Below are 18757 nucleotides of genomic sequence, written 5' to 3' on the forward strand. Positions count from 1 at the left end.
GGCAGCGGGCTCAGACCGTGGGGCTGGTCGGCTTGGTCAGGTAGAGCACGACGCTCTTGCCGATCAGCGGGTTCAGCGCCTTCTCCGCGCCGCGGGTGACCCGGCTGATGCCGCGCGTGCGCATGATGTCCCACACCAGCAGCTGGTGGTAGCCGCGCACCAGCGGGTGCCGGTCCTTGCGCACGCCCACGGCGCACTTGATCCACCAGAACGGCGCGTGCAGGGCGTGGGCGTGGTCGGTGCCGACGTGGCGCATGCCGGTCGCCTCGAGCTTGGCCACCAGCTCGGAGGCCTTGTAGACGCGCACGTGGCCGCCCTCGTTGGAGTGGTACTCCTCCGACAGCGCCCAGCAGACCTTCTCCGGCAGCCAGCGCGGCACCGTGACGGCCATCGTGCCGCCGGGGCGCAGCACGCGGACCAGCTCGGCGATGGCGTCGACGTCGTCGGGGATGTGCTCGAGCACCTCGGAGGCGACCACGCGGTCGAACTCGCCGTCGGCGAAGGGCAGCGACAGCGCGTCCCCCTGCTTGACGTCGGCCTCGGCACCCGCGGGCACCTCCCCGGCCTCGCGCATGGCCGCGAACAGGTCGGAGACGTCGGAGAGCTCGTCGGCGTCCTGGTCGAAGGCGATCACGTCGGCGCCACGGCGGTACATCTCGAAGGCGTGGCGCCCGGCGCCGCAGCCCATGTCGATCACCCGGTCGCCGGGACGCAGGCCCAGGCGGTCGAAGTCAACGGTCAGCAAGGGTCTTCTCCTCGGTGGTGGTCCGGACATCCTCGTACGCCGCGGCCGTGGCCTCGGCCACCGCCCGCCAGCTGAACAGCTCCTGCACCCGGCGGCGACCCGCGGCCCCCATCCGGGCCCGGCGGTCGGGGTCGTCGAGCAGCGCGACCAGCGCGGCCTCGAGCTCGCCGACGTCGCCCGGGGTGACCAGGTCGGCGCACTCGCCGTCAGGCCCGACGACCTCGGGGATCGCGCCGGCCCGGCTGACCACCAGCGGGGTCTCGCACGCCATCAGCTCGGCCGTGGGCAGCGAGAACCCCTCGTAGAGCGAGGGCACGCAGGCGACCTCGGCCGAGCCCATCACCTCGACCAGCTCGGCGTCGCTGATCCCGCTGACGAAGGAGACGTGGTCGGCGATGTCGAGGCTGTCCAGCAGCTGCTCGGTGCGACCGCCGGGGACCGGCTTGGTGACCAGCACCAGGTGGACGTCGCGCTCGACGCGCAGCTTGGCGAAGGCCTCGAGCAGGGTGGCGATCCCCTTCATCGGGGCGTCGGCGCTGGCCATCGCCACGATCCGGCCCGACACGCGGGCGGCGGTGGGCGGCACGAAGACGTCGTCGACGCCGAGCGGGATCACCGTGATCGCGGCGGGGTCGACGCCGAAGTCGCGCACGATGTCGCGACGGCTGGACTCCGAGACGGTCAGCACCCGCCCGCAGGCCCGCGCGACCCGGGCCTGCATCCGCAGGAAGGAGTACCACCGGCGCAGCGTGAGCCGCTTGCGCCGGGTGGGGGCGCCGGCCAGGTCGACCTCCCGGTCGACCGTGATCGGGTGGTGGATGGTGGTGACCAGGGGCAGCCCCAGCTCCTTGACGGCCAGGACGCCCGAGCCCAGCGTCTGGTTGTCGTGCACCACGTCGAAGTCGCCGACCCGGCCGCGCAGCAGCCGGGCGGCCCGCTTGGAGAAGGTCTTCGGCTCCGGGAAGCCGGCCGTCCACATGGTCAGCACCTCCTCGACGTCGACCAGGTCGCGGATCTCCGAGGGCCGCGGCGTGCGGAACGGGTCCGGCTCGCGGTAGAGGTCGAGGCTGGGCACCTTCGTGAGCAGCACGCCGGGGTCGAGCTCGGGGTAGGGCTGACCGGAGAAGACCTCGACGGTGTGGCCCAGCGCGACCAGCTCGCGGGAGAGGTGGCGGACGTAGACCCCCTGACCGCCGCAGTGCGGCTTGCTGCGGTAGGAGAGCAGTGCGATGCGCAAGGAGGGCCTTCCCGGGCGGCCCCCCAGCGGGACCCCCACGTCTCGAGCTGAGGGGTGCCCAGTATGACCCGCCGGTAAGACGCCTCAGGATCCGGGAGGGCCCGCCATCTTGGCGTGGTCCCAGCTGGCGACCTTGCCCGGCTCCACGACCACCGCGACGCGCTTAAGCGCCTGCTGGGCCACCAGGTCCTCGCCGAACTGGCCCAGGTCGGCGTTCCCGGCCATCCGGCGCACGACCAGGGCCCCGATGGCGCGGACCTCGTCGTGGTCGTCGACCAGGTGGGCGGTGCCGCGGATGCTGACGCCGCGGAGCTCGGCGTACTCCTCCCCGGCCTCGAGCAGACAGCTGATCCGCGGGTCGCGGCGCAGGTTGACGATCTTCTGGGAGCGGCCGTAGGTCCAGAACGCGATCCGGCCGTCGAGGACGACGTGGAACAGCGTGGTCAGGTGCGGCTCCCCCGCGGGCCCGATCGTGCCCACCTGCACCTTCGTCTGCTGGGCGAGGAACGCGGCGACCTCGTCGTCGGTCATCGCGACCGACGACCGCTGGGAGGCCACCTCAGGACCCGTCGCTGGAGTGGCCGGGGAAGGACGACTGGTCGGGGAAGACCAGCGGCGCGGCGTTGTTCACCGCGGTCGCGACCTCGCCGAAGCCGACGGCGATCAGGCGCACCTTGCCGTCGTACTCCGTGATGTCGCCGGCGGCGAAGACCCGCGGGAGGTTGGTGCGCATGGCGCTGTCGACGCGCACGTGCCGCTTGTCGAACTCCAGACCCCACTCCTTCATGGCGCCGAGGTCGGCCACGAACCCGAGGGCCGCCACGACGCTCTGGGCCGGGCGCTCGTGCACCTCGCCGTCGGCGGTGGTGATCTCGACCGCCTCCACGTGGTGCTCGCCGCGCAGGGCGGTGACCTGGGCCTTGGTGATCACCTCGGTGCGTCCGGCCAGGACCGCGTCGATGGTGGCCTGGTGGGCGCGGAACTGGTCGCGTCGGTGCACCAGGGTGACCGACGCCGCGATCGGCTCGAGGTGGTGGGCCCAGTCGAAGGCGCTGTCCCCGCCGCCGACGATGACGACGTCGCGGCCGGCGTACTCCGCGAAGGAGGGGACGAAGAAGACCAGGCCGCGGTCCTCCCAGCCCGCGCCCGCCGCGGGCAGCGGCCGCGGGGTGAACTTGCCGATCCCGGCGGTGATCACCATGACCTTGGCGTTGATCAGGGTGCCGTCGTCGAGCTCGAGCCGGACGCCCTCGTCGTCGGTCTTGAGCACCGAGGCGGTGCGTCCCAGCAGGTACGTCGGCCGGGCGCTGGACGCCTGCTCCACCAGCTGCTCGACCAGCACCCGACCCTTGACGTCGGGGAAGCCCGCGACGTCGAGGATCGACTTCTCGGGGTAGAGCGCGGAGATCTGGCCACCGAGCTCGGGCAGCGAGTCGACGACCGTCACGCTCATCCCCCGGAACCCGGCGTAGTAGGCGCCGTAGAGGCCGGTCGGGCCGGCCCCGATGACCAGCAGGTCGGTGTCCAGCTCCTGGGCGCCGCCCGCGTCGGCCTCGGTCATCGCTCCACCTCTCCGCACCGGCCAGGTCCGCGCGGCCCGCCGCGCGAGGGGTCCCTAGAAGGCGTCCATCCTCGACATCCGCCACTCTCCCCCATCGGCGGTCACGGTGACCAGCACCCGGTTCTGGTCCTGGCGGGTGCGCGACGAGCCCTGGGTCCGGGTCGTCTGGTCGAGGAACACCAGGGCCACGACGCGCGTGGGCGAGGCGGTGACCACGCCGACCTCGACGGCCTTCGCCGTGAGCGTGACCTTGGTGCGCAGGGTCTGGGCCCGCACCGAGGCCATCGTGCGGGCGTACTGGCGGGCGAAGCTCGGGGAGGAGACGCGCTGCACGTCCCGGGCGTCGCGGTCCAGCGTCCGCCAGCCGTAGGAGAGCACCTGCGCGCTGAGCTTCCGGGCCGCGGCTGCGCCGGACTCCCGCGCGGACACCGACGAGACCGGACCGGTCGTGGGAGCCGCGGCCCGGGCCTGCCCGTCGCGCCACAGCGACACCCCGACGACGCCCGCGGCGACCAGGCACAGCACCGCCAGCACGACGGTCGTGGCACCCCGCAGGCGCAGCGGCTGCCGGTCGGGGACCTGCGTCCCGAGTCCGCCCGCGGCGGCGCCGGGGCTGCCGGGGCTGCCGGGGCTGCCGTCGGTGCCGGGGCTGCCGTCGGTGCCGGGGGTGCCGGGAGTCGTCGATGTCGGGGGCACGGCTCAGTCCACGAACCGCAGGTCGGTGGTCAGCCAACGACCGTCCCGGCGGACCAGCTCGAGCCGCAGGCGGTAGTAGCGGGACTGGTCCTGGCCGCGGATCGACCGGTTGCTCACCTGGGCGTCCGCCGCCACGAGGACCGTGGCGCGGGTCGCGCCGAGACGGTCCACCCCCACCGCCCGCAGGGTCGGGCGCGCGACGGCCCGGGTCGTGCGCGCACGCCGCGTGAGCTCCCCCAAGCCGGCGCGGTACTCCCGCGCGAACCCGCCCGTGGCGCCCGACAGGACGCGCCGGGCCACCACCGGGGTGGACTGGTAGTTCACCGTCAGGAACGCCGTGGCCTCGTCCTTGGCCGCGGCCACCACCGCACGCTGACGGGCCGAGGCCAGCGCGGCGTCGGCGCCCCCGGACCCGCTCGCGGGGTCGCGCAGCAGGAAGAGGGCCGCCAGGGCGAGCAACGCCACGAGCAGCAGCGCCAGGGCCGCGTTCGGCGTGCCCCACGAGCGCGGCTCGCGTCCCTCCCGGACGGGGCGACCGGACCCGTCGGGACCGGCGGCACGGGAGTCGGGCCGTGCGAGCGGCTCGTCGGTCTGCTGACCCGTCACGTCCACCCCCTGTCGGCGACCTCCCGGCCAGGACGACGCCGGTCGGGCGAGGCCGACCCCTCGGCGCTCCCGGGGCAGCCTAACCACGCCGAGCCGTGACCGGGGGCGACCAGCCCTAGACTCCCCGGCGTGGACACCCCGACCGGCCCGCGCCCGAGCAGCTGGGGACCCTTCCAGCACCCGTCGGCGATGCTGCTGGCGGCGCAGCTGCTGGCCGTGCTGGCCTACCCGTTCCTCGACGGCACCCGCGTCGGGTCGGCGTTCCTGGGGGCGCTGGGCATGATCGCGGTCCTGCTGGCGGTGCGGGTCGTGCGCAGCACGCCGGCCCTCACCGTGGTCGCCCTGGTGATCGGGGTGCCGGCGCTGGCGCTGACGGTGCTCGAGGCGTTCTACCCGGGCTCGGACACCGTGGCGCTGGTCGGGGCGCTGCTGCACGCGCCGTTCTACTTCTACGTCGCCTACAGCACGATCCGCTACCTCTTCCACGACCAGCACGTCACCACCGACGAGCTCTACGCCATCGGGGCCGCCTTCACGGTGGTGGCCTGGGCGTTCTGCTACGTCTTCGTGGCGATCACGATCGTCTGGCCCGGGTCGATCGACCCGCTCACCTCCGGCAGCGGGCGCTTCTTCGAGCTGCTGTTCTTCTCCTTCACCAACCTGACCAGCGTCGGCCTCTCCGACATCCTCCCGGTCGGCGACCACGCCCGGTCGGTGGTGATCCTCGAGCAGGTCGCCGGGGTGCTGTACGTCGCCATGGTGATCTCGCGCCTGGTCGCGATGACCGTGCGCGAGAACCACTCATCCGACGGGTGAGTCGGCCACCAGCCGCTCCAGGAAGCCGTCGACACCCGCGATGTCGTAGCCCTCGCGGATCCGCACGGTGGTGAACCGCGCCGCGTCGACCAGCGGGCGCAGCGGGCGGCCGGTGGAGGCGGCGTCGGCGAGGTCGTCGAGCAGGTCGTCGACCCCGCCCATCTCGTAGCTGGTCCGCAGCCGCACCGGTGCGAAGCGCACCTCGCGGATCCGCTGCGCCAGCCCGGTGGGGTCGGCGCCCTCGCTCACCGGGTGGCCTCCATCATCTGCCGCAGCTCCTTCTTGAGGTCGTTGATCTCGTCCCGCAGGCGGGCCGCGACCTCGAACTGCAGCTCGGCGGCCGCGGTGTGCATCTGCTCCGAGAGCTGCTGGACCAGCTCGGCCAGGTCCGAGGACGGGAGGCCGGCGGTGTCGGGCAGCCGCTCGCGGACCTTCTCGTTCATCTTCGACAGGCCCGGCACGGGCGCCTTCTTGGACTTGTCGCCCCGCGCGCCGGTGCCCTGCCAGGTCTTGAGCAGGGCCTCGGTGTCCTCGTCGTCGCGCGCCAGCATCTCGGTGATGTCGGCGATCTTCTTGCGCAGCGGCTGCGGGTCCACGCCGTGGGCGGTGTTGTAGGCGACCTGCTTCTCGCGCCGCCGGTTGGTCTCCTCGATCGCCTTCTCCATCGAGGGCGTGACCTTGTCGGCGTACATGTGCACCTGGCCGGAGACGTTGCGGGCCGCTCGACCGATGGTCTGGATCAGCGACTTGTCCGAGCGCAGGAAGCCCTCCTTGTCGGCGTCGAGGATCGCGACCAGCGAGACCTCGGGGAGGTCGAGGCCCTCGCGGAGCAGGTTGATGCCGACCAGCACGTCGTACTCCCCCATCCGCAGCTCGCGCAGCAGCTCGATGCGGCGCAGGGTGTCGACCTCGGAGTGCAGGTAGCGGGTGCGGACGCCGTTCTCCAGGAGGTAGTCGGTGAGGTCCTCCGACATCTTCTTGGTCAGCGTGGTGACCAGGACGCGCTCGTTCCTCTCGACCCGCAGCTTGATCTCGCCCATCAGGTCGTCGATCTGGCCCTTGGTCGGCTTGACCACGACCTCGGGGTCGATCAGGCCGGTGGGCCGGATGATCTGCTCCACCACGTTGTCGTCGCCGCCGCCCTTGGCGAGCTCGTAGTTGCCGGGCGTGGCCGAGAGGTAGATGGTCTGCCCGATGCGCTCGAGGAACTCCTCCCACTTCAGCGGCCGGTTGTCCATGGCGCTGGGCAGCCGGAAGCCGTGGTCGACCAGGTTGCGCTTGCGCGACATGTCGCCCTCGTACATCCCGCCGATCTGCGGGACCGCCACGTGGGACTCGTCGACCACGAGCACGAAGTCCTCGGGGAAGTAGTCGATCAGGCAGTTGGGGGCGCTCCCGCGCTGGCGGCCGTCGATGTGCATCGAGTAGTTCTCGATGCCCGAGCAGGACCCGACCTGGCGCATCATCTCGATGTCGTAGGTGGTGCGCATCCGCAGCCGCTGGGCCTCCAGCAGCTTGCCCTGCCGCTCGAAGTTCGCGACCTGCTCCTCCAGCTCCTTCTCGATGCCGGCGATGGCGCGCTCCATCCGGGCCGGCCCCGCGACGTAGTGGGTGGCGGGGAAGACGTAGATCTCGTTGTCCTCGGTGATCACCTCGCCCGTGACCGGGTGGAGCGTCATGATCCGCTCGATCTCGTCGCCGAAGAACTCCACCCGCACGGCGTGCTCCTCGTAGACCGGGAACACCTCCAGGGTGTCGCCGCGGACGCGGAAGGTGCCGCGGGTGAAGGACAGGTCGTTGCGGGTGTACTGGATGTTGACCAGCTGGCGCAGGACGTCGTCGCGGTCCATCTCCTTGCCGACCTTGAGGCGCAGCATCCGGTCGACGTACTCCTGCGGGGTGCCCAGGCCGTAGATGCAGGACACGGTCGAGACCACGATGACGTCGCGCCGGGTCAGCAGCGAGTTGGTCGCCGAGTGCCGCAGCCGCTCGACCTCCTCGTTGATGGAGGAGTCCTTCTCGATGTAGGTGTCGGTCTGGGGGACGTAGGCCTCGGGCTGGTAGTAGTCGTAGTAGGAGACGAAGTACTCGACCGCGTTGTCGGGGAACAGCTGGCGCAGCTCGTTGGCGAACTGGGCGGCCAGGGTCTTGTTGGGCTGCATCACCAGCAGCGGGCGCTGGAGCTGCTCGGCGACCCAGGCCACCGTGGCGGTCTTGCCGGTGCCGGTCGCGCCGAGCAGGACGACGTCGTGCACGCCGTCCTTGATCCGCTTGGTGATCTCCTCGATCGCGGCCGGCTGGTCGCCGGCGGGCTGGTAGTCCGACTGGACGTCGAACGGCGCGACACGGCGCTCGAGATCGGTGACTGGACGCATGAGCCCAGGCTACGGGCCACCACCGACAGGACCTCCGCGCGAGGGAGGGCTCTGCTTGGATGGGGTCCGTGCAGCGCCGCCACCACCCCCTCGTCAACATGCGCCACCCCGTGGCCACGGTGGTGCGCCGCTTCCTCACGGTCACCTTCGGGGTCCCGGTGCTCGTCGCCGTGGCGATGAGCCTGGTCGACTCCTACCGCCGTCGCGGCAAGAGGCCGAAGCCGTTCCCGACGCGCACGGCGGCCGAGACGCAGGTCGGCGACGGCACGGTCACGACGTACACCTACGGCCAGGACCTGTACGACGACATGCTGGCCGCCATCGCCGGGGCCCAGCACCAGGTCCTGCTCGAGACCTACATCTGGAAGGCCGACGAGATCGGGATGCGCTTCAAGCAGGCCGTCATCGACGCGGCCGCCCGGGGCGTCGAGGTCCGGGTCATCTACGACTCCTTCGCCAACCTGGTGGTCAGCCCGCGCTTCAAGCACTTCCCCGCCGGGGTCAAGGTCCTGGCCTTCCCCGTCTACAGCGCCGGCTGGCGCTTCCTGGACCTGCGCCGCTACGGCCGCGACCACCGCAAGATCCTGGTCGTCGACGACCGGGTGGGCTTCGTGGGCGGCTACAACATCGGCGCCGCCTACGCGACCGAGTGGCGCGACACCCACTGCCGCATCACCGGGCCGGGCGTGTGGGACCTCAAGCGCGCCTTCGCCGACTTCTGGAACCTCCACCAGGACGGGTCGCGGATGCTGCCCCGGCTCACCCGCCAGGCGCGGCGGGCCCACCGCGAGCCGCCCATGGTGGTCGCGGCGACCCCGGAGTGGGAGCCCCGGATCCGGGTGCACCGCAACGTGCCGCGGCTGTGGATGTTCCCGATCCGCTCGATGTACCTCGAGGCCATCAACCGCGCCCAGACCAACGTGTGGATGACGGTGGCCTACTTCATCCCCGACGAGAACTTCGTCGACAGCCTGGTGGCCGCGTCCCGGCGCGGGGTCGACGTGCGCCTCCTGCTGCCGGCCAAGTCCAACCACATCGTGGCCGACTGGATCTCGCGCGGCTACTTCCGCCAGCTGCTCGACGCCGGCATCTCGATCCACCGCTTCCGCGACGCGATGGTGCACGCCAAGACCGCGACCGTGGACGGCAGCTGGAGCACCATCGGCACGGCCAACGTCGACCGCCTGTCCATGACCGGGAACTACGAGGTGAACGTGGAGATCATCGACGCGGCGCTGGCCAGCGAGATGGAGCGCATCTTCGAGACCGACCTGACCAACAGCCTGCCGCTGACGCTGGCCGAGTGGCAGTCGCGCGACGTCTACGCCCGCTTCACCGAGCTCATCCTCAAGCCGCTGCGGCCGCTGCTGTGAGCGCGTCCGAGCCGTCGAGCACCGCCGCCGACGCCCGCCGCGCCTGGGCCGCGCTGGAGGTCCTCCACGTCGTCGGCTACTTCGCCGAGGAGGTCACCGCCGAGTACGTCGGCCTCGGGCTCGACGGGCGCCTGGCCTACTTCCCCGCCCGTGCGGCCGCGATGGGAGCCGTGGGTCCCCGCGTCAGCGAGGCCACCTTCTACGTCTTCGCGCCCTGGCTGCACGACGCCGCCCTCCCCGCGGCGTGGGAGGTCACCACCCCCGCGGCCCTGGTCGAGGCCCGCCGTCGCGGCATGGCCCGCGCCCTCGAGCGCACGGTCGGCTCCCCCGACGTGACCGAGGCCCTGGACCTCGCCCGACGCCTCACCGACCACCTGGCCGCCAGCACGCAGGGGGCCGCCGGCCGCACGCTGTACGCCGCCCACGCCCAGCTCCCCTGGCCCGAGGACGACCTGCTCGCCCTGTGGCACGCCGCGACCCTGGTGCGCGAGCACCGCGGCGACGGCCACGTGGCCCTGCTGCTGGCCCGCGGCATCGACCCGGTCGAGGCCACCGTCCTCGACGGCGCCTGGGCCGGCAAGGAGCGGTTCCTGCGCGCCACCCGCGGGTGGACGCCGGAGGAGTACGCCCTGGCCGAGGAGCGCCTGCGCGGCTGCGGTTGGCTCGACGCCGCCCCCGACGCAGGGGCCGCCCTGACCGACGAGGGCCGCGCCGCGCGCGAGGCGCTCGAGGCCGACACCGCGCGGATCTCCGCGCAGCCGTGGGAGGCGCTCGGTCCCGAGGACACCCGCCGGCTCGGGGAGCTGCTGACCCCGCTGCGTCGCGCGGTCCTCGACTCCGGGGTGCTGCCCGGGCGCCTGGGCGCGCTCGGCGACTGACCCCGGCGCCTCCGGCGACCCGCGACCGCTGCCCCTCCCCACGGGCCGCACCCGTCCCCGGCGGTCGCGCCCGCTTGCCGCGGGGCGGGCCGGGGACGGATACTGGGACGACCTGCTTCACCTGACTGATCTCGTGGTCGGAGGACCTCATGACGACTGAAACCGCTGCGCCCGCCCCGATCCACGACGCGAACAGCGTCTCCGTCGGCGGTCCCGACCTGCCGCAGGAGCGCCGCATCGTCACCGCGGTCCCCGGCCCGCGCTCGCTGGAGCTGCACGGTCGTCGCACGGCGGCGGTCGCCTCGGGCGTCGGCAGCACGCTGCCGGTCTACGTCGCGGCGGCCGGGGGCGGCGTGGTCGTCGACGTCGACGGCAACTCCTTCATCGACCTCGCCAGCGGCATCGCGGTGACCAGCGTGGGCAACAGCGCCCCCGAGGTGGTCGAGCGGGTGCAGGCGCAGGTCGCGGCGTACACCCACACGTGCTTCATGGTCGTGCCCTACGAGGGGTACGTCGAGGTCTGCGAGGCGCTCGTGCGGCTCTCCCCCGGCGACCACGCCAAGAAGGCCGCGCTGTTCAACTCCGGCGCCGAGGCGGTCGAGAACGCCGTCAAGATCGCGCGCCACCACACCGGTCGCGACGCCGTGGCCGTCTTCGACCACGCCTACCACGGCCGCACCAACCTGACGATGGCCATGACGGCCAAGAACATGCCCTACAAGGACGGGTTCGGGCCGTTCGCGGGCGAGGTCTACCGCGCGCCCGTGTCCTACCCGTTCCGCGAGCCGGCCCCGATCACCGGTGCGCAGGCCGCCGCCCGGGCCATCGAGGTCATCGAGAAGCAGGTCGGCGCGGCCAACCTGGCGTGCGTCGTGATCGAGCCGGTCCTGGGCGAGGGCGGCTTCGTGGTGCCGGCCGAGGGCTTCCTGCCCGCGATCGCGGCGTGGTGCCGCGAGAACGGCGTGGTCTTCGTGGCCGACGAGATCCAGTCGGGGATGTGCCGCACCGGCGCCTGGTTCGCCAGCGACCACGAGGGCGTCGTGCCCGACCTGGTCACCGTGGCCAAGGGCATCGCCGGCGGCCTGCCGCTGGCCGGGGTCGTGGGCCGCGCGGAGATGATGGACAGCGTCCACGGCGGCGGCCTCGGCGGGACGTACGGCGGCAACCCCGTCGCGTGCGCCGCCGCGCTGGGCTCGATCGCCACCATGGAGAGCCTCGACCTCAACGCCGCCGCCCGCGGCATCGAGCAGCTGATGACCGACCGGCTGCGCGCCCTGGCCGACAAGGTCCCCGCGATCGGCGACGTGCGCGGGCGCGGCGCGATGATCGCCATCGAGCTCGTCGAGCCCGGCACGACCACCCCCGACGCCGCGCTCGCCGGTCGCGTCAGCGCCGCGTGCCACCAGGCCGGGGTGCTCACCCTGACCTGCGGCACCTTCGGCAACGTGCTGCGCTTCCTGCCCCCGCTCGTGATGCCCGACCACCTGCTCCACGAGGCCCTCGACGTGCTCGAGGAGATCGTCCTGCGCGAGACCGCCTGAGGCTCAGGCCGTGCAGGTCGGCCGGCCCGGCCGCCAGACCGACTGACTGACTGGTCGCCGGGAATGCAGAGCGCGGGCTGCGCCGCCGCGGGGCCGTTGAAGAGGTCGCTCTGCACATGTGGCGCGTGGGTCCAGGCCCTCGGCGTACGCCCGCTCGGGCGACCACATAGGCAGACCATTCCCGTGGGGATGTGACGCGTGGGGCTCCGGGGCACCTCGTGCGCCCCGTCAGCGACATTTGCAGGGCGGGTGGCGCGCCCCGACCCCGCGTCACTCGCCCGCATCGCCCGCCCCACCCCGGCCCGGCCGTCCTCACCCCGGGGCGAGGATCCGGCGCAGGAACTGCCGGGTGCGCTCCTGGGTGGGGTCGGTGATGACCTCGGGGCCGCCGCGCTCGGCGATGACGCCCCCGTCGAGGAACAGCACCTGGTCGGCGACGTCCTGGGCGAAGCGCACCTCGTGGGTGACGATCACCATCGTCCAGCCCTCGCGGGCGAGGTCGCGCACGACGGCCAGGACCTCCCCCACCAGCTCGGGGTCCAGCGCGGACGTGGGCTCGTCGAGCAGCACCACCTGCGGTCGGAGCGCGAGCGCCCGGGCGATCCCGACGCGCTGCTGCTGGCCGCCGGAGAGCTGGGAGGGGTAGGAGTCCTCGCGTCCCGCCAGGCCCACCCGCTCGAGCAGGGCCCGCGCGTCGCGGACGGCCTCGTCCTCGGGGCGGTGCTGCACGACCACCGGGCCCTCGGTGAGGTTCTCCAGGACGGTCTTGTGCGGGAACAGGTGGTGGGACTGGAAGACCATCCCGCTGCGCGAGCGCAGGGCGGCGATCACGCGCTGCCGCTCCTTGCGGTCGTGCGGGAGGTCGGAGAAGTCGACCGAGGCCTCGCCGATCCGCACCGTGCCGGCGTCCGGGGTCTCCAACACGTTCAGCGAGCGCAGCACGGTGGTCTTGCCCGACCCGGACGGCCCGAGCACGGCCGTGGCGGTGCCCTCCTGGGCCGCGAAGGTGACGTCGCGCAGCACCGGGGTGCCGTCGAAGGACTTGGTGAGGCCCCGGGCCTCGACGAGCGCGCTCATGCGACGTACCTCTCCTGACGACGTTCGATCCGTTGCTGGACCTGCGACAGCACCCAGCAGATGACCCAGTAGTAGACGGCCGCCAGCAGGTAGAGCGCCATGAACTGCCCGCTCACCGCCGCCGCGTTCTGGGCGACGCGGAACAGGTCGGTCAGCAGCACCACGGCCACCAGCGAGGTGTCCTTGACCAGCGAGAGCAGCGTGTTCGACAGCGGTGGCACCGCGATCCGCGCGGCCTGCGGCAGCACGATGCGCCGCAGGCTGGTGCGGTAGTCCATGCCGATGGTCGTCGCGGCCTCGAACTGCCCGCGCGGCACGCCGAGGATCGAGGCGCGGATGATCTCCGCGGCGTACCCCCCGACGTTGAGGCTCAGCGCCAGCACCGCGGCGACGAACCGGGGCAGGTCGATGCCGAGCTCGGGGAGGCCGTAGAAGATGATGAAGAGCTGGACCAGCAGCGGGGTGCCGCGGATCGCGGAGACGTAGAACCGCGCGGGGAGGTCCAGCACGCGTCGCCGCGACAGGCGCGCCAGGGCGGTGGCCAGGCCCAGGAGGAGACCCAGCGCGAAGCTGATCGCCGTCAGGGGCAGGGTGATCTTGAGCGCGCCCACGAGCATCGGGCCCGCGGTGTCGGCCAGCACCTGCCAGGTGCTGCGGCCGGTGTCGGAGGCCTTGACCTTGATGGCGCCCTGCTTCTCCACCGACACGTCGGCCTGGAAGTAGGACCTGGAGATCTTCGCCAGGGTGCCGTTGCTGCGCAGCTTCGCCAGCGCGGCGTCGGCCTCGTCGCGCAGCGCCGTGTCCTTGGCGCGGAAGGCGAGGGCCTGCTGGGAGACGTCGGTGCCGGCGTTGCCGGCGATCCGGACGTCCTTCGACCCCGTCGAGGCCAGGTAGTCGAGCACGGCGAGGTCGTCGTTGACGGTCGCGTCGACGCGACCCTGCTTGACCAGGGCCGCGGCCTGGGCGAACCCCTCGACGGTCTGGACCTTCGAGCCCGCCTGCTTGGCGACCTGGTTCCAGTTGCTGGTCGCCGACTCCGCGGTCGTCTTGCCCTTCAGGTCGGCCAGCGAGGTGATCCCCGTGCTGCCCTTGGCCACGACGATGACGCCGCGGGAGAAGGTGTACGGCGTGGAGAAGGCGTAGCGGGCCTTGCGCTCGGGGTTGATCGTGACCTGGTTGGCCACCACGTCGATGCGCCCGGAGTCCAGGGCCGGGAAGATCGCGTCGAAGGTCGAGGTGACGAACTGCAGCCGCCAGCCCGCCTCCTTCGCGACCGCCCTGACGACCTCGAGGTCGTAGCCGGTGAGCTGCTGGGTCTTGGGGTCGCGGAAGGAGAACGGCGGGTAGGTGCCCTCGGTCCCCACCTTCACGACCCGGCCGCTCCCGGACGAGCCGTCGGCGGCGCGCGGGTGGGGGGCGGCGTACGACGACCCGGGCAGCGCGACGAGCAGGCCCAGCACCGTCAGGACGAGCAGGGCGACCCGGGTGAGCGCGCCGGGGCGAGCAGGTTTCTCCACCCACCCACTCTAGTTTGCCGTCCTACGAGCTTGACGCGACCTCGTCGTCGCGCTGACCCCACGGGGCGCCGTACTCGGTCAGCAGGTCCAGGAACGGCACCGCGTCGAAGGCCTCGGGGCCGAGCACGCCGGTGCCCTTCCAGACACCGGTGCTCAGCAGCTCCAGCGCCACCACGGGGTTGACGGCCGTCTGCCAGACCACGCACTGGTGGCCGTACTCGCGCATCGACCACTCGTTGTCGACCACCTGGTAGAGGTACGTCGACCGCGGCCGCCCGTCCTTGCCGGTGCCGGTGACCTGGAGGCCCGCGCACGTCTTGCCGGTCATCCGGGGGCCGATCGTGGCCGGGTCGGGGAGCACGGCGGCGACGACGTCGCGCGGCGACACCGTGACGCCCTTGACGCTCACCGGCTCGGTGCGGTCCAGGCCGAGGGTGTGCAGCGCGCGCAGGATGGCGATGAACTCCTCGCCCAGGCCGTACTTGAAGGTGGCCCGCCGGCAGTCCACCCAGCGCGGCATCAGGAGCACCTCCTCGTGCTCCACGTTGACGCACTCGACCGGCCCGATCCCCTCGGGGAAGTCGAACACCTCGGGCTCGCTGAACGGCGCCGTGGTGAACCAGCCCCGGTCGCGCTCCCACACCACGGGCGGGTTGAGGCACTCCTCGATCGTGGTCCACATCGAGAACGACGGCGCGAAGATCTCCTGGCCGGCCTCGTCGCGGACCACCAGGTTGGCCCCGTCGCGCGTGCCGAGCTCGTCGATGTCGGAGAACAGGTGGTCCGCGGCGTACCGCGCGAAGACGTCGGAGAGGCCGGGCTCGACCCCGATGCCCACCAGGGCCAGGCGTCCCTCGCGCTCCCACCGGTCGGCGACCGCGAACTGCTCGTCGCCCAGCTTGATCCCGGTCTGCTCGTGCGGGCGCTCGGGGTGCGGCTGCGACAGGCTCATCGCCATGTCGAGGTAGTCGGCCCCGCCGGCGATCGCGCCCTCGAAGATCGGCACGTCGAAGACCGGGTCGACGGCGTTCATCACGTGGGTCACCCGGTGCTCGCGTACCAGCGCCTCGACGGCCGCCGTGTCGGAGGCGTCGATCCGGGCGGCGACGAACCGGTCGTCCCCGAGCCCCGCCACCGCCCTCTCGGCCCGCTCCACGGAGTAGTCGCTGACCACGCAGACCTCGAAGAAGTCGCGTCGCGCGGCGATGGCCGTGAACGCCGACCCCACCCCGCCCGCGCCCACCAGCAGGATCCTCATCGTTCCCCCTTGATCGGTCGTGCTCGTCGGGACCACGTCACTCACCGGTGTAGCTCATGACGTGCTTGATGCGGGTGTAGTCCTCGAAGCCGTACATCGACAGGTCCTTGCCGTAGCCGCTGTGCTTGAAGCCGCCGTGCGGCATCTCGCTGATGAACGGGATGTGGGTGTTGATCCAGACCGCGCCGAAGTCGAGGCGGCGCGAGACCCGGAGCGCCCGGGCGTGGTCCTTGGTCCACACGCTCGAGGCGAGGGCGTACGGCACGTCGTTGGCGCAGCGCAGCGCCTCGGCCTCGTCGGAGAACTCCTGCACGGTCATGACGGGACCGAAGATCTCGGTCTGGACCTGCTCGTCGGTCTGCCGCAGGCCGCTGAGCACCGTGGGGTCGTAGAAGTACCCGCGGTCGCCGTGTCGGGTGCCGCCGGTGACGACGCTCGCGTGGTCGGGCAGACGGTCGACCATCCCGCTGACGTGGGCGAGCTGGTTCGCGTTGTTGAGGGGGCCGTAGTAGGTGCCCTCGGCGTCGGGCAGGCCGGTCGGCATCCCCTGCGCGGCGGCGGCGAGGGCCGCCACGAACTCGTCGTGGACGCCGGCCTGCACCAGGACCCGGGTCGCGGCGGTGCAGTCCTGGCCGGCGTTGAAGAGGCCGGCGCCGGCGATGCCCTCGGCCGCCGCGGCGACGTCCGCGTCGTCGAAGACCAGGCAGGGCGCCTTCCCACCGAGCTCGAGGTGGACCCGCTTGAGGTCGCGGGAGGCGGACTCGGCGACCTGCATGCCGGCGCGCACGGAGCCGGTGATGGCGACCATCTGCGGGGTCCTGTGCTCGACCAGCAGCCGGCCGGTGTCGCGGTCGCCGCACACGACGTTGAGCACGCCCGGCGGCAGGAACTCCTGGGCGATCTCGGCCAGGAGCGTCGAGGAGGCCGGGGTGGTGTCGGACGGCTTGAGGACCACGGTGTTGCCGGCCGCGAGGGCGGGCGCGATCTTCCAGATCATCATCAGCAGCGGGTAGTTCCACGGCGTGACCTGGCCGACGACGCCGATCGGCTCGCGACGCACCCAGGAGGTGTGGTCGGCCATGTACTCCCCCGCGGAGACGCCGTTGAGGATCCGCGCGGCACCGGCGAAGAACCTGAGGTGGTCCGCGGCGTAGGGCATCTCCTCGGCCATGGTGAGGCCGAGGGGCTTGCCGGTGTCGCGGCACTCGACGGCGTTGATCTCCTCGATCCGGTCCTCGACGGCCGTCGCGAGCCTCAGCAGGGCGTTCGAGCGGTCCTGCGGGGTGGCGTACCCCCAGCCCTCGAAGGCGCCGTCCGCGGCGGCGTACGCACGGTCGACGTCCTCGGAGCCCGAGCGCGGCGCGGTCGCGTAGGACTCGCCGGTGGTGGGGTCGACCACGTCGTAGCTCTCGCCCGACGCGGCGTCGACGAGCTCACCGTTGATCACGTTGCGGAAGTGGGTGCCAGGCATGCCGGGAGCCTAGTGTCGCGACAACGGAATCGGTAGACCTCAAGGGCCTCGAGCATCGGATTCGGTCGAAACATCGGCGTTACGTCGCCGGATCGTTTGCCAGACCCCCGTCTCACGAGGCAGACTGAAAGCCTTCTGCCCACCACGTCACGAGGTGACTTGCGATGAACGACCTCCAGCTCCACGAGTCGCGCCAGCGCGCTGCCAAGGACCACCTGTGGATGCACTTCACGCGGCACTCCACCTACGACACCCACCAGGTGCCCACGATCGTCCGCGGTGACGGCGTGCACGTGTGGGACGCCCACGGCAACCGCTACATCGACGGCCTGGCGGGCCTGTTCGTGGTGCAGGCGGGTCACGGTCGCACCGAGCTCGCCGAGGCGGCCGCCAAGCAGGCCGCCGAGCTGGCCTTCTTCCCGCTGTGGTCCTACGCCCACCCCACCGCGATCGACCTCGCCGCGCGGGTGGCGTCGTACGCCCCGGGCGACCTGAACCGGGTCTTCTTCACCACCGGTGGCGGCGAGGCCGTCGAGTCGGCCTGGAAGCTGGCCAAGCAGTACTTCAAGCTCACCGGCAAGCCGACCAAGCACAAGGTGATCAGCCGCGCGATCGCCTACCACGGCACCCCGCAGGGCGCGCTGTCGATCACCGGCCTGCCGGGCATGAAGGCGCCGTTCGAGCCGCTGGTCCCCTCGACCTTCCGGGTGCCGAACACCAACTTCTACCGGTCCGACGAGACCTCCTACCTCGGGCCCCACGACGAGCACGCCTTCGGCCAGTGGGCCGCCAACCGGATCGCCGAGGCGATCGAGTTCGAGGGACCCGACACCGTGGCCGCGGTCTTCCTGGAGCCCGTGCAGAACTCCGGTGGCTGCTTCCCGCCGCCCCCCGGCTACTTCGAGCGCGTCCGCGAGATCTGCGACGAGTACGACGTGCTGCTGGTCAGCGACGAGGTCATCTGCGCCTTCGGCCGCCTGGGCCACATGTTCGCCGCCGAGCGCTACGGCTACCAGCCCGACATCATCACCTGCGCCAAGGGCCTCACCTCCGGCTACTCGCCGCTGGGCGCGATGGTCGCCACGGACCGGCTCTTCGAGCCGTTCAGCAAGGGCGACACCTCCTTCGCCCACGGCTACACCTTCGGCGGCCACCCGGTCTCGACGGCGGTGGCGATGGCCAACCTCGACATCTTCGAGCGCGAGCAGCTCAACGAGCACGTGCTGGCCACCGAGGGCGACTTCCGCGCGACCCTGGAGAAGCTCACCGACCTGCCGATCGTCGGCGACGTGCGCGGCGACGGCTACTTCTACGGGATCGAGCTGGTCAAGGACAAGGCCACCAAGGAGACCTTCGACGACGCGGAGTCCGAGCGGCTCCTGCGCGGCTTCCTCTCCGGCGCGCTCTTCGAGGCCGGCCTCTACTGCCGCGCCGACGACCGCGGGGACCCGGTCATCCAGCTCGCTCCCCCGCTGGTGGCCGACCAGGCCGTCTTCGACGAGATCGAGCGCGTCCTGCGCGACGTCCTGACCCGCGCCTGGGCCCAGCTCTGAGGCCTCCGCCCGTCACGTCCTGACCCGCTCCGTAACGCCCCGCATCTCACCGT

General features: G+C 72.0%; 17 protein-coding genes. 5 read left to right on the forward strand and 12 right to left on the reverse strand.

The genetic code is table 11. The features are described from left to right. Nucleotides 1-10: 10 nt before the first annotated feature. The 6 genes from ACYVDA_RS16350 to ACYVDA_RS16375 form a co-directional block, all read right to left on the reverse strand. Complete coding sequence (locus tag ACYVDA_RS16350; RefSeq protein WP_460819503.1) at nucleotides 11-745, reverse strand: class I SAM-dependent methyltransferase; 735 nt, start codon at nucleotides 743-745, stop codon at nucleotides 11-13. Beyond that, a complete protein-coding gene (locus tag ACYVDA_RS16355) occupies nucleotides 732-1982 on the reverse strand; it encodes a glycosyltransferase family 4 protein (protein ID WP_460819504.1) in 1251 nt (416 codons plus the stop codon). The genes ACYVDA_RS16350 and ACYVDA_RS16355 overlap by 14 nt, the downstream gene beginning before the upstream one ends. A gap of 84 nt (nucleotides 1983-2066) precedes the next feature. Further along, nucleotides 2067-2540, reverse strand: coding sequence for a pyridoxamine 5'-phosphate oxidase family protein (locus ACYVDA_RS16360; protein ID WP_460819505.1), 474 nt, complete (start codon nucleotides 2538-2540; stop codon nucleotides 2067-2069). Between the two features lies 1 nt (nucleotide 2541). After that, the gene (locus ACYVDA_RS16365; RefSeq protein WP_460819506.1) at nucleotides 2542-3543 is read right to left on the reverse strand and encodes an NAD(P)/FAD-dependent oxidoreductase; all 1002 of its coding nucleotides are present in this window, start codon (nucleotides 3541-3543) and stop codon (nucleotides 2542-2544) included. Nucleotides 3544-3597: 54 nt separating this feature from the next. Then, the gene (locus tag ACYVDA_RS16370) at nucleotides 3598-4239 is read right to left on the reverse strand and encodes a hypothetical protein (protein ID WP_460819507.1); all 642 of its coding nucleotides are present in this window, start codon (nucleotides 4237-4239) and stop codon (nucleotides 3598-3600) included. A gap of 3 nt (nucleotides 4240-4242) precedes the next feature. Then, entirely contained in the window at nucleotides 4243-4845 is a 603-nt protein-coding gene (locus ACYVDA_RS16375) for a hypothetical protein (RefSeq protein WP_460819508.1), read from the reverse strand. Nucleotides 4846-4974: 129 nt separating this feature from the next. Here ACYVDA_RS16375 and ACYVDA_RS16380 point away from each other — a divergent pair, with 129 nt between their 5' ends. After that, a complete protein-coding gene (locus ACYVDA_RS16380) occupies nucleotides 4975-5661 on the forward strand; it encodes an ion channel (protein WP_460819509.1) in 687 nt (228 codons plus the stop codon). Here ACYVDA_RS16380 and ACYVDA_RS16385 read toward each other — a convergent pair. Beyond that, complete coding sequence (locus tag ACYVDA_RS16385) at nucleotides 5647-5910, reverse strand: DivIVA domain-containing protein (protein WP_460819510.1); 264 nt, start codon at nucleotides 5908-5910, stop codon at nucleotides 5647-5649. The genes ACYVDA_RS16380 and ACYVDA_RS16385 overlap by 15 nt on opposite strands. Then, the gene (uvrB, locus tag ACYVDA_RS16390; RefSeq protein WP_460819511.1) at nucleotides 5907-8036 is read right to left on the reverse strand and encodes an excinuclease ABC subunit UvrB; all 2130 of its coding nucleotides are present in this window, start codon (nucleotides 8034-8036) and stop codon (nucleotides 5907-5909) included. The genes ACYVDA_RS16385 and uvrB overlap by 4 nt, the downstream gene beginning before the upstream one ends. A 98-nt stretch (nucleotides 8037-8134) precedes the next feature. On the opposite strand from uvrB, the gene ACYVDA_RS16395 reads away from it, so the two are divergent. The 3 genes from ACYVDA_RS16395 (at nucleotide 8135) to gabT (ending at nucleotide 11828) form a co-directional block, all read left to right on the forward strand. Beyond that, nucleotides 8135-9409, forward strand: a complete 1275-nt coding sequence (locus tag ACYVDA_RS16395; protein WP_460819617.1) for a phospholipase D-like domain-containing protein — start codon at nucleotides 8135-8137, stop codon at nucleotides 9407-9409. Beyond that, on the forward strand, nucleotides 9406-10287 hold the full coding sequence (locus ACYVDA_RS16400; protein ID WP_460819512.1) for an SCO6745 family protein: 882 nt from the start codon (nucleotides 9406-9408) through the stop codon (nucleotides 10285-10287). The genes ACYVDA_RS16395 and ACYVDA_RS16400 overlap by 4 nt, the downstream gene beginning before the upstream one ends. A gap of 149 nt (nucleotides 10288-10436) precedes the next feature. After that, nucleotides 10437-11828 (forward strand): 4-aminobutyrate--2-oxoglutarate transaminase, encoded by a 1392-nt coding sequence (gene gabT, locus ACYVDA_RS16405; RefSeq protein WP_460819513.1) that lies wholly within the window; start codon nucleotides 10437-10439, stop codon nucleotides 11826-11828. Between the two features lie 312 nt (nucleotides 11829-12140). Here the strand turns inward: gabT and ACYVDA_RS16410 are convergent, their stop codons facing one another. Genes ACYVDA_RS16410 through ACYVDA_RS16425 form a run of 4 tightly spaced genes read right to left on the reverse strand, consistent with a single transcriptional unit; the run spans nucleotide 12141 to nucleotide 17151 of the window. Beyond that, nucleotides 12141-12905 (reverse strand): amino acid ABC transporter ATP-binding protein, encoded by a 765-nt coding sequence (locus tag ACYVDA_RS16410; RefSeq protein WP_460819514.1) that lies wholly within the window; start codon nucleotides 12903-12905, stop codon nucleotides 12141-12143. After that, nucleotides 12902-14422 (reverse strand): ABC transporter substrate-binding protein/permease, encoded by a 1521-nt coding sequence (locus ACYVDA_RS16415; RefSeq protein WP_460819515.1) that lies wholly within the window; start codon nucleotides 14420-14422, stop codon nucleotides 12902-12904. The genes ACYVDA_RS16410 and ACYVDA_RS16415 overlap by 4 nt, the downstream gene beginning before the upstream one ends. A 22-nt stretch (nucleotides 14423-14444) precedes the next feature. Then, nucleotides 14445-15680: a saccharopine dehydrogenase family protein gene (locus ACYVDA_RS16420; RefSeq protein ID WP_460819516.1), complete on the reverse strand. Its 1236-nt coding sequence runs from the start codon at nucleotides 15678-15680 to the stop codon at nucleotides 14445-14447. A 37-nt stretch (nucleotides 15681-15717) separates the two neighbouring features. Next, nucleotides 15718-17151 (reverse strand): aminobutyraldehyde dehydrogenase, encoded by a 1434-nt coding sequence (locus ACYVDA_RS16425; RefSeq protein WP_460819517.1) that lies wholly within the window; start codon nucleotides 17149-17151, stop codon nucleotides 15718-15720. Nucleotides 17152-17315: 164 nt separating this feature from the next. On the opposite strand from ACYVDA_RS16425, the gene ACYVDA_RS16430 reads away from it, so the two are divergent. Then, complete coding sequence (locus tag ACYVDA_RS16430) at nucleotides 17316-18704, forward strand: aspartate aminotransferase family protein (RefSeq protein ID WP_460819518.1); 1389 nt, start codon at nucleotides 17316-17318, stop codon at nucleotides 18702-18704. Nucleotides 18705-18757 lie beyond the last annotated feature (53 nt).

This window comes from Nocardioides korecus (genome assembly GCF_054778395.1).

What these genes read in the sequence shown, in the direction of transcription:
- ACYVDA_RS16395 (WP_460819617.1), top strand. Translation starts at nt 8,135, where the DNA reads ATGCGCCACCCCGTGGCCACGGTGGTGCGCCGCTTCCTCACGGTCACC.
- ACYVDA_RS16365 (WP_460819506.1), bottom strand. Translation starts at nt 3,543, where the DNA reads ATGACCGAGGCCGACGCGGGCGGCGCCCAGGAGCTGGACACCGACCTG.
- ACYVDA_RS16430 (WP_460819518.1), top strand. Translation starts at nt 17,316, where the DNA reads ATGAACGACCTCCAGCTCCACGAGTCGCGCCAGCGCGCTGCCAAGGAC.
- uvrB (WP_460819511.1), bottom strand. Translation starts at nt 8,036, where the DNA reads ATGCGTCCAGTCACCGATCTCGAGCGCCGTGTCGCGCCGTTCGACGTC.
- gabT (WP_460819513.1), top strand. Translation starts at nt 10,437, where the DNA reads ATGACGACTGAAACCGCTGCGCCCGCCCCGATCCACGACGCGAACAGC.
- ACYVDA_RS16420 (WP_460819516.1), bottom strand. Translation starts at nt 15,680, where the DNA reads ATGAGGATCCTGCTGGTGGGCGCGGGCGGGGTGGGGTCGGCGTTCACG.
- ACYVDA_RS16410 (WP_460819514.1), bottom strand. Translation starts at nt 12,905, where the DNA reads ATGAGCGCGCTCGTCGAGGCCCGGGGCCTCACCAAGTCCTTCGACGGC.
- ACYVDA_RS16425 (WP_460819517.1), bottom strand. Translation starts at nt 17,151, where the DNA reads ATGCCTGGCACCCACTTCCGCAACGTGATCAACGGTGAGCTCGTCGAC.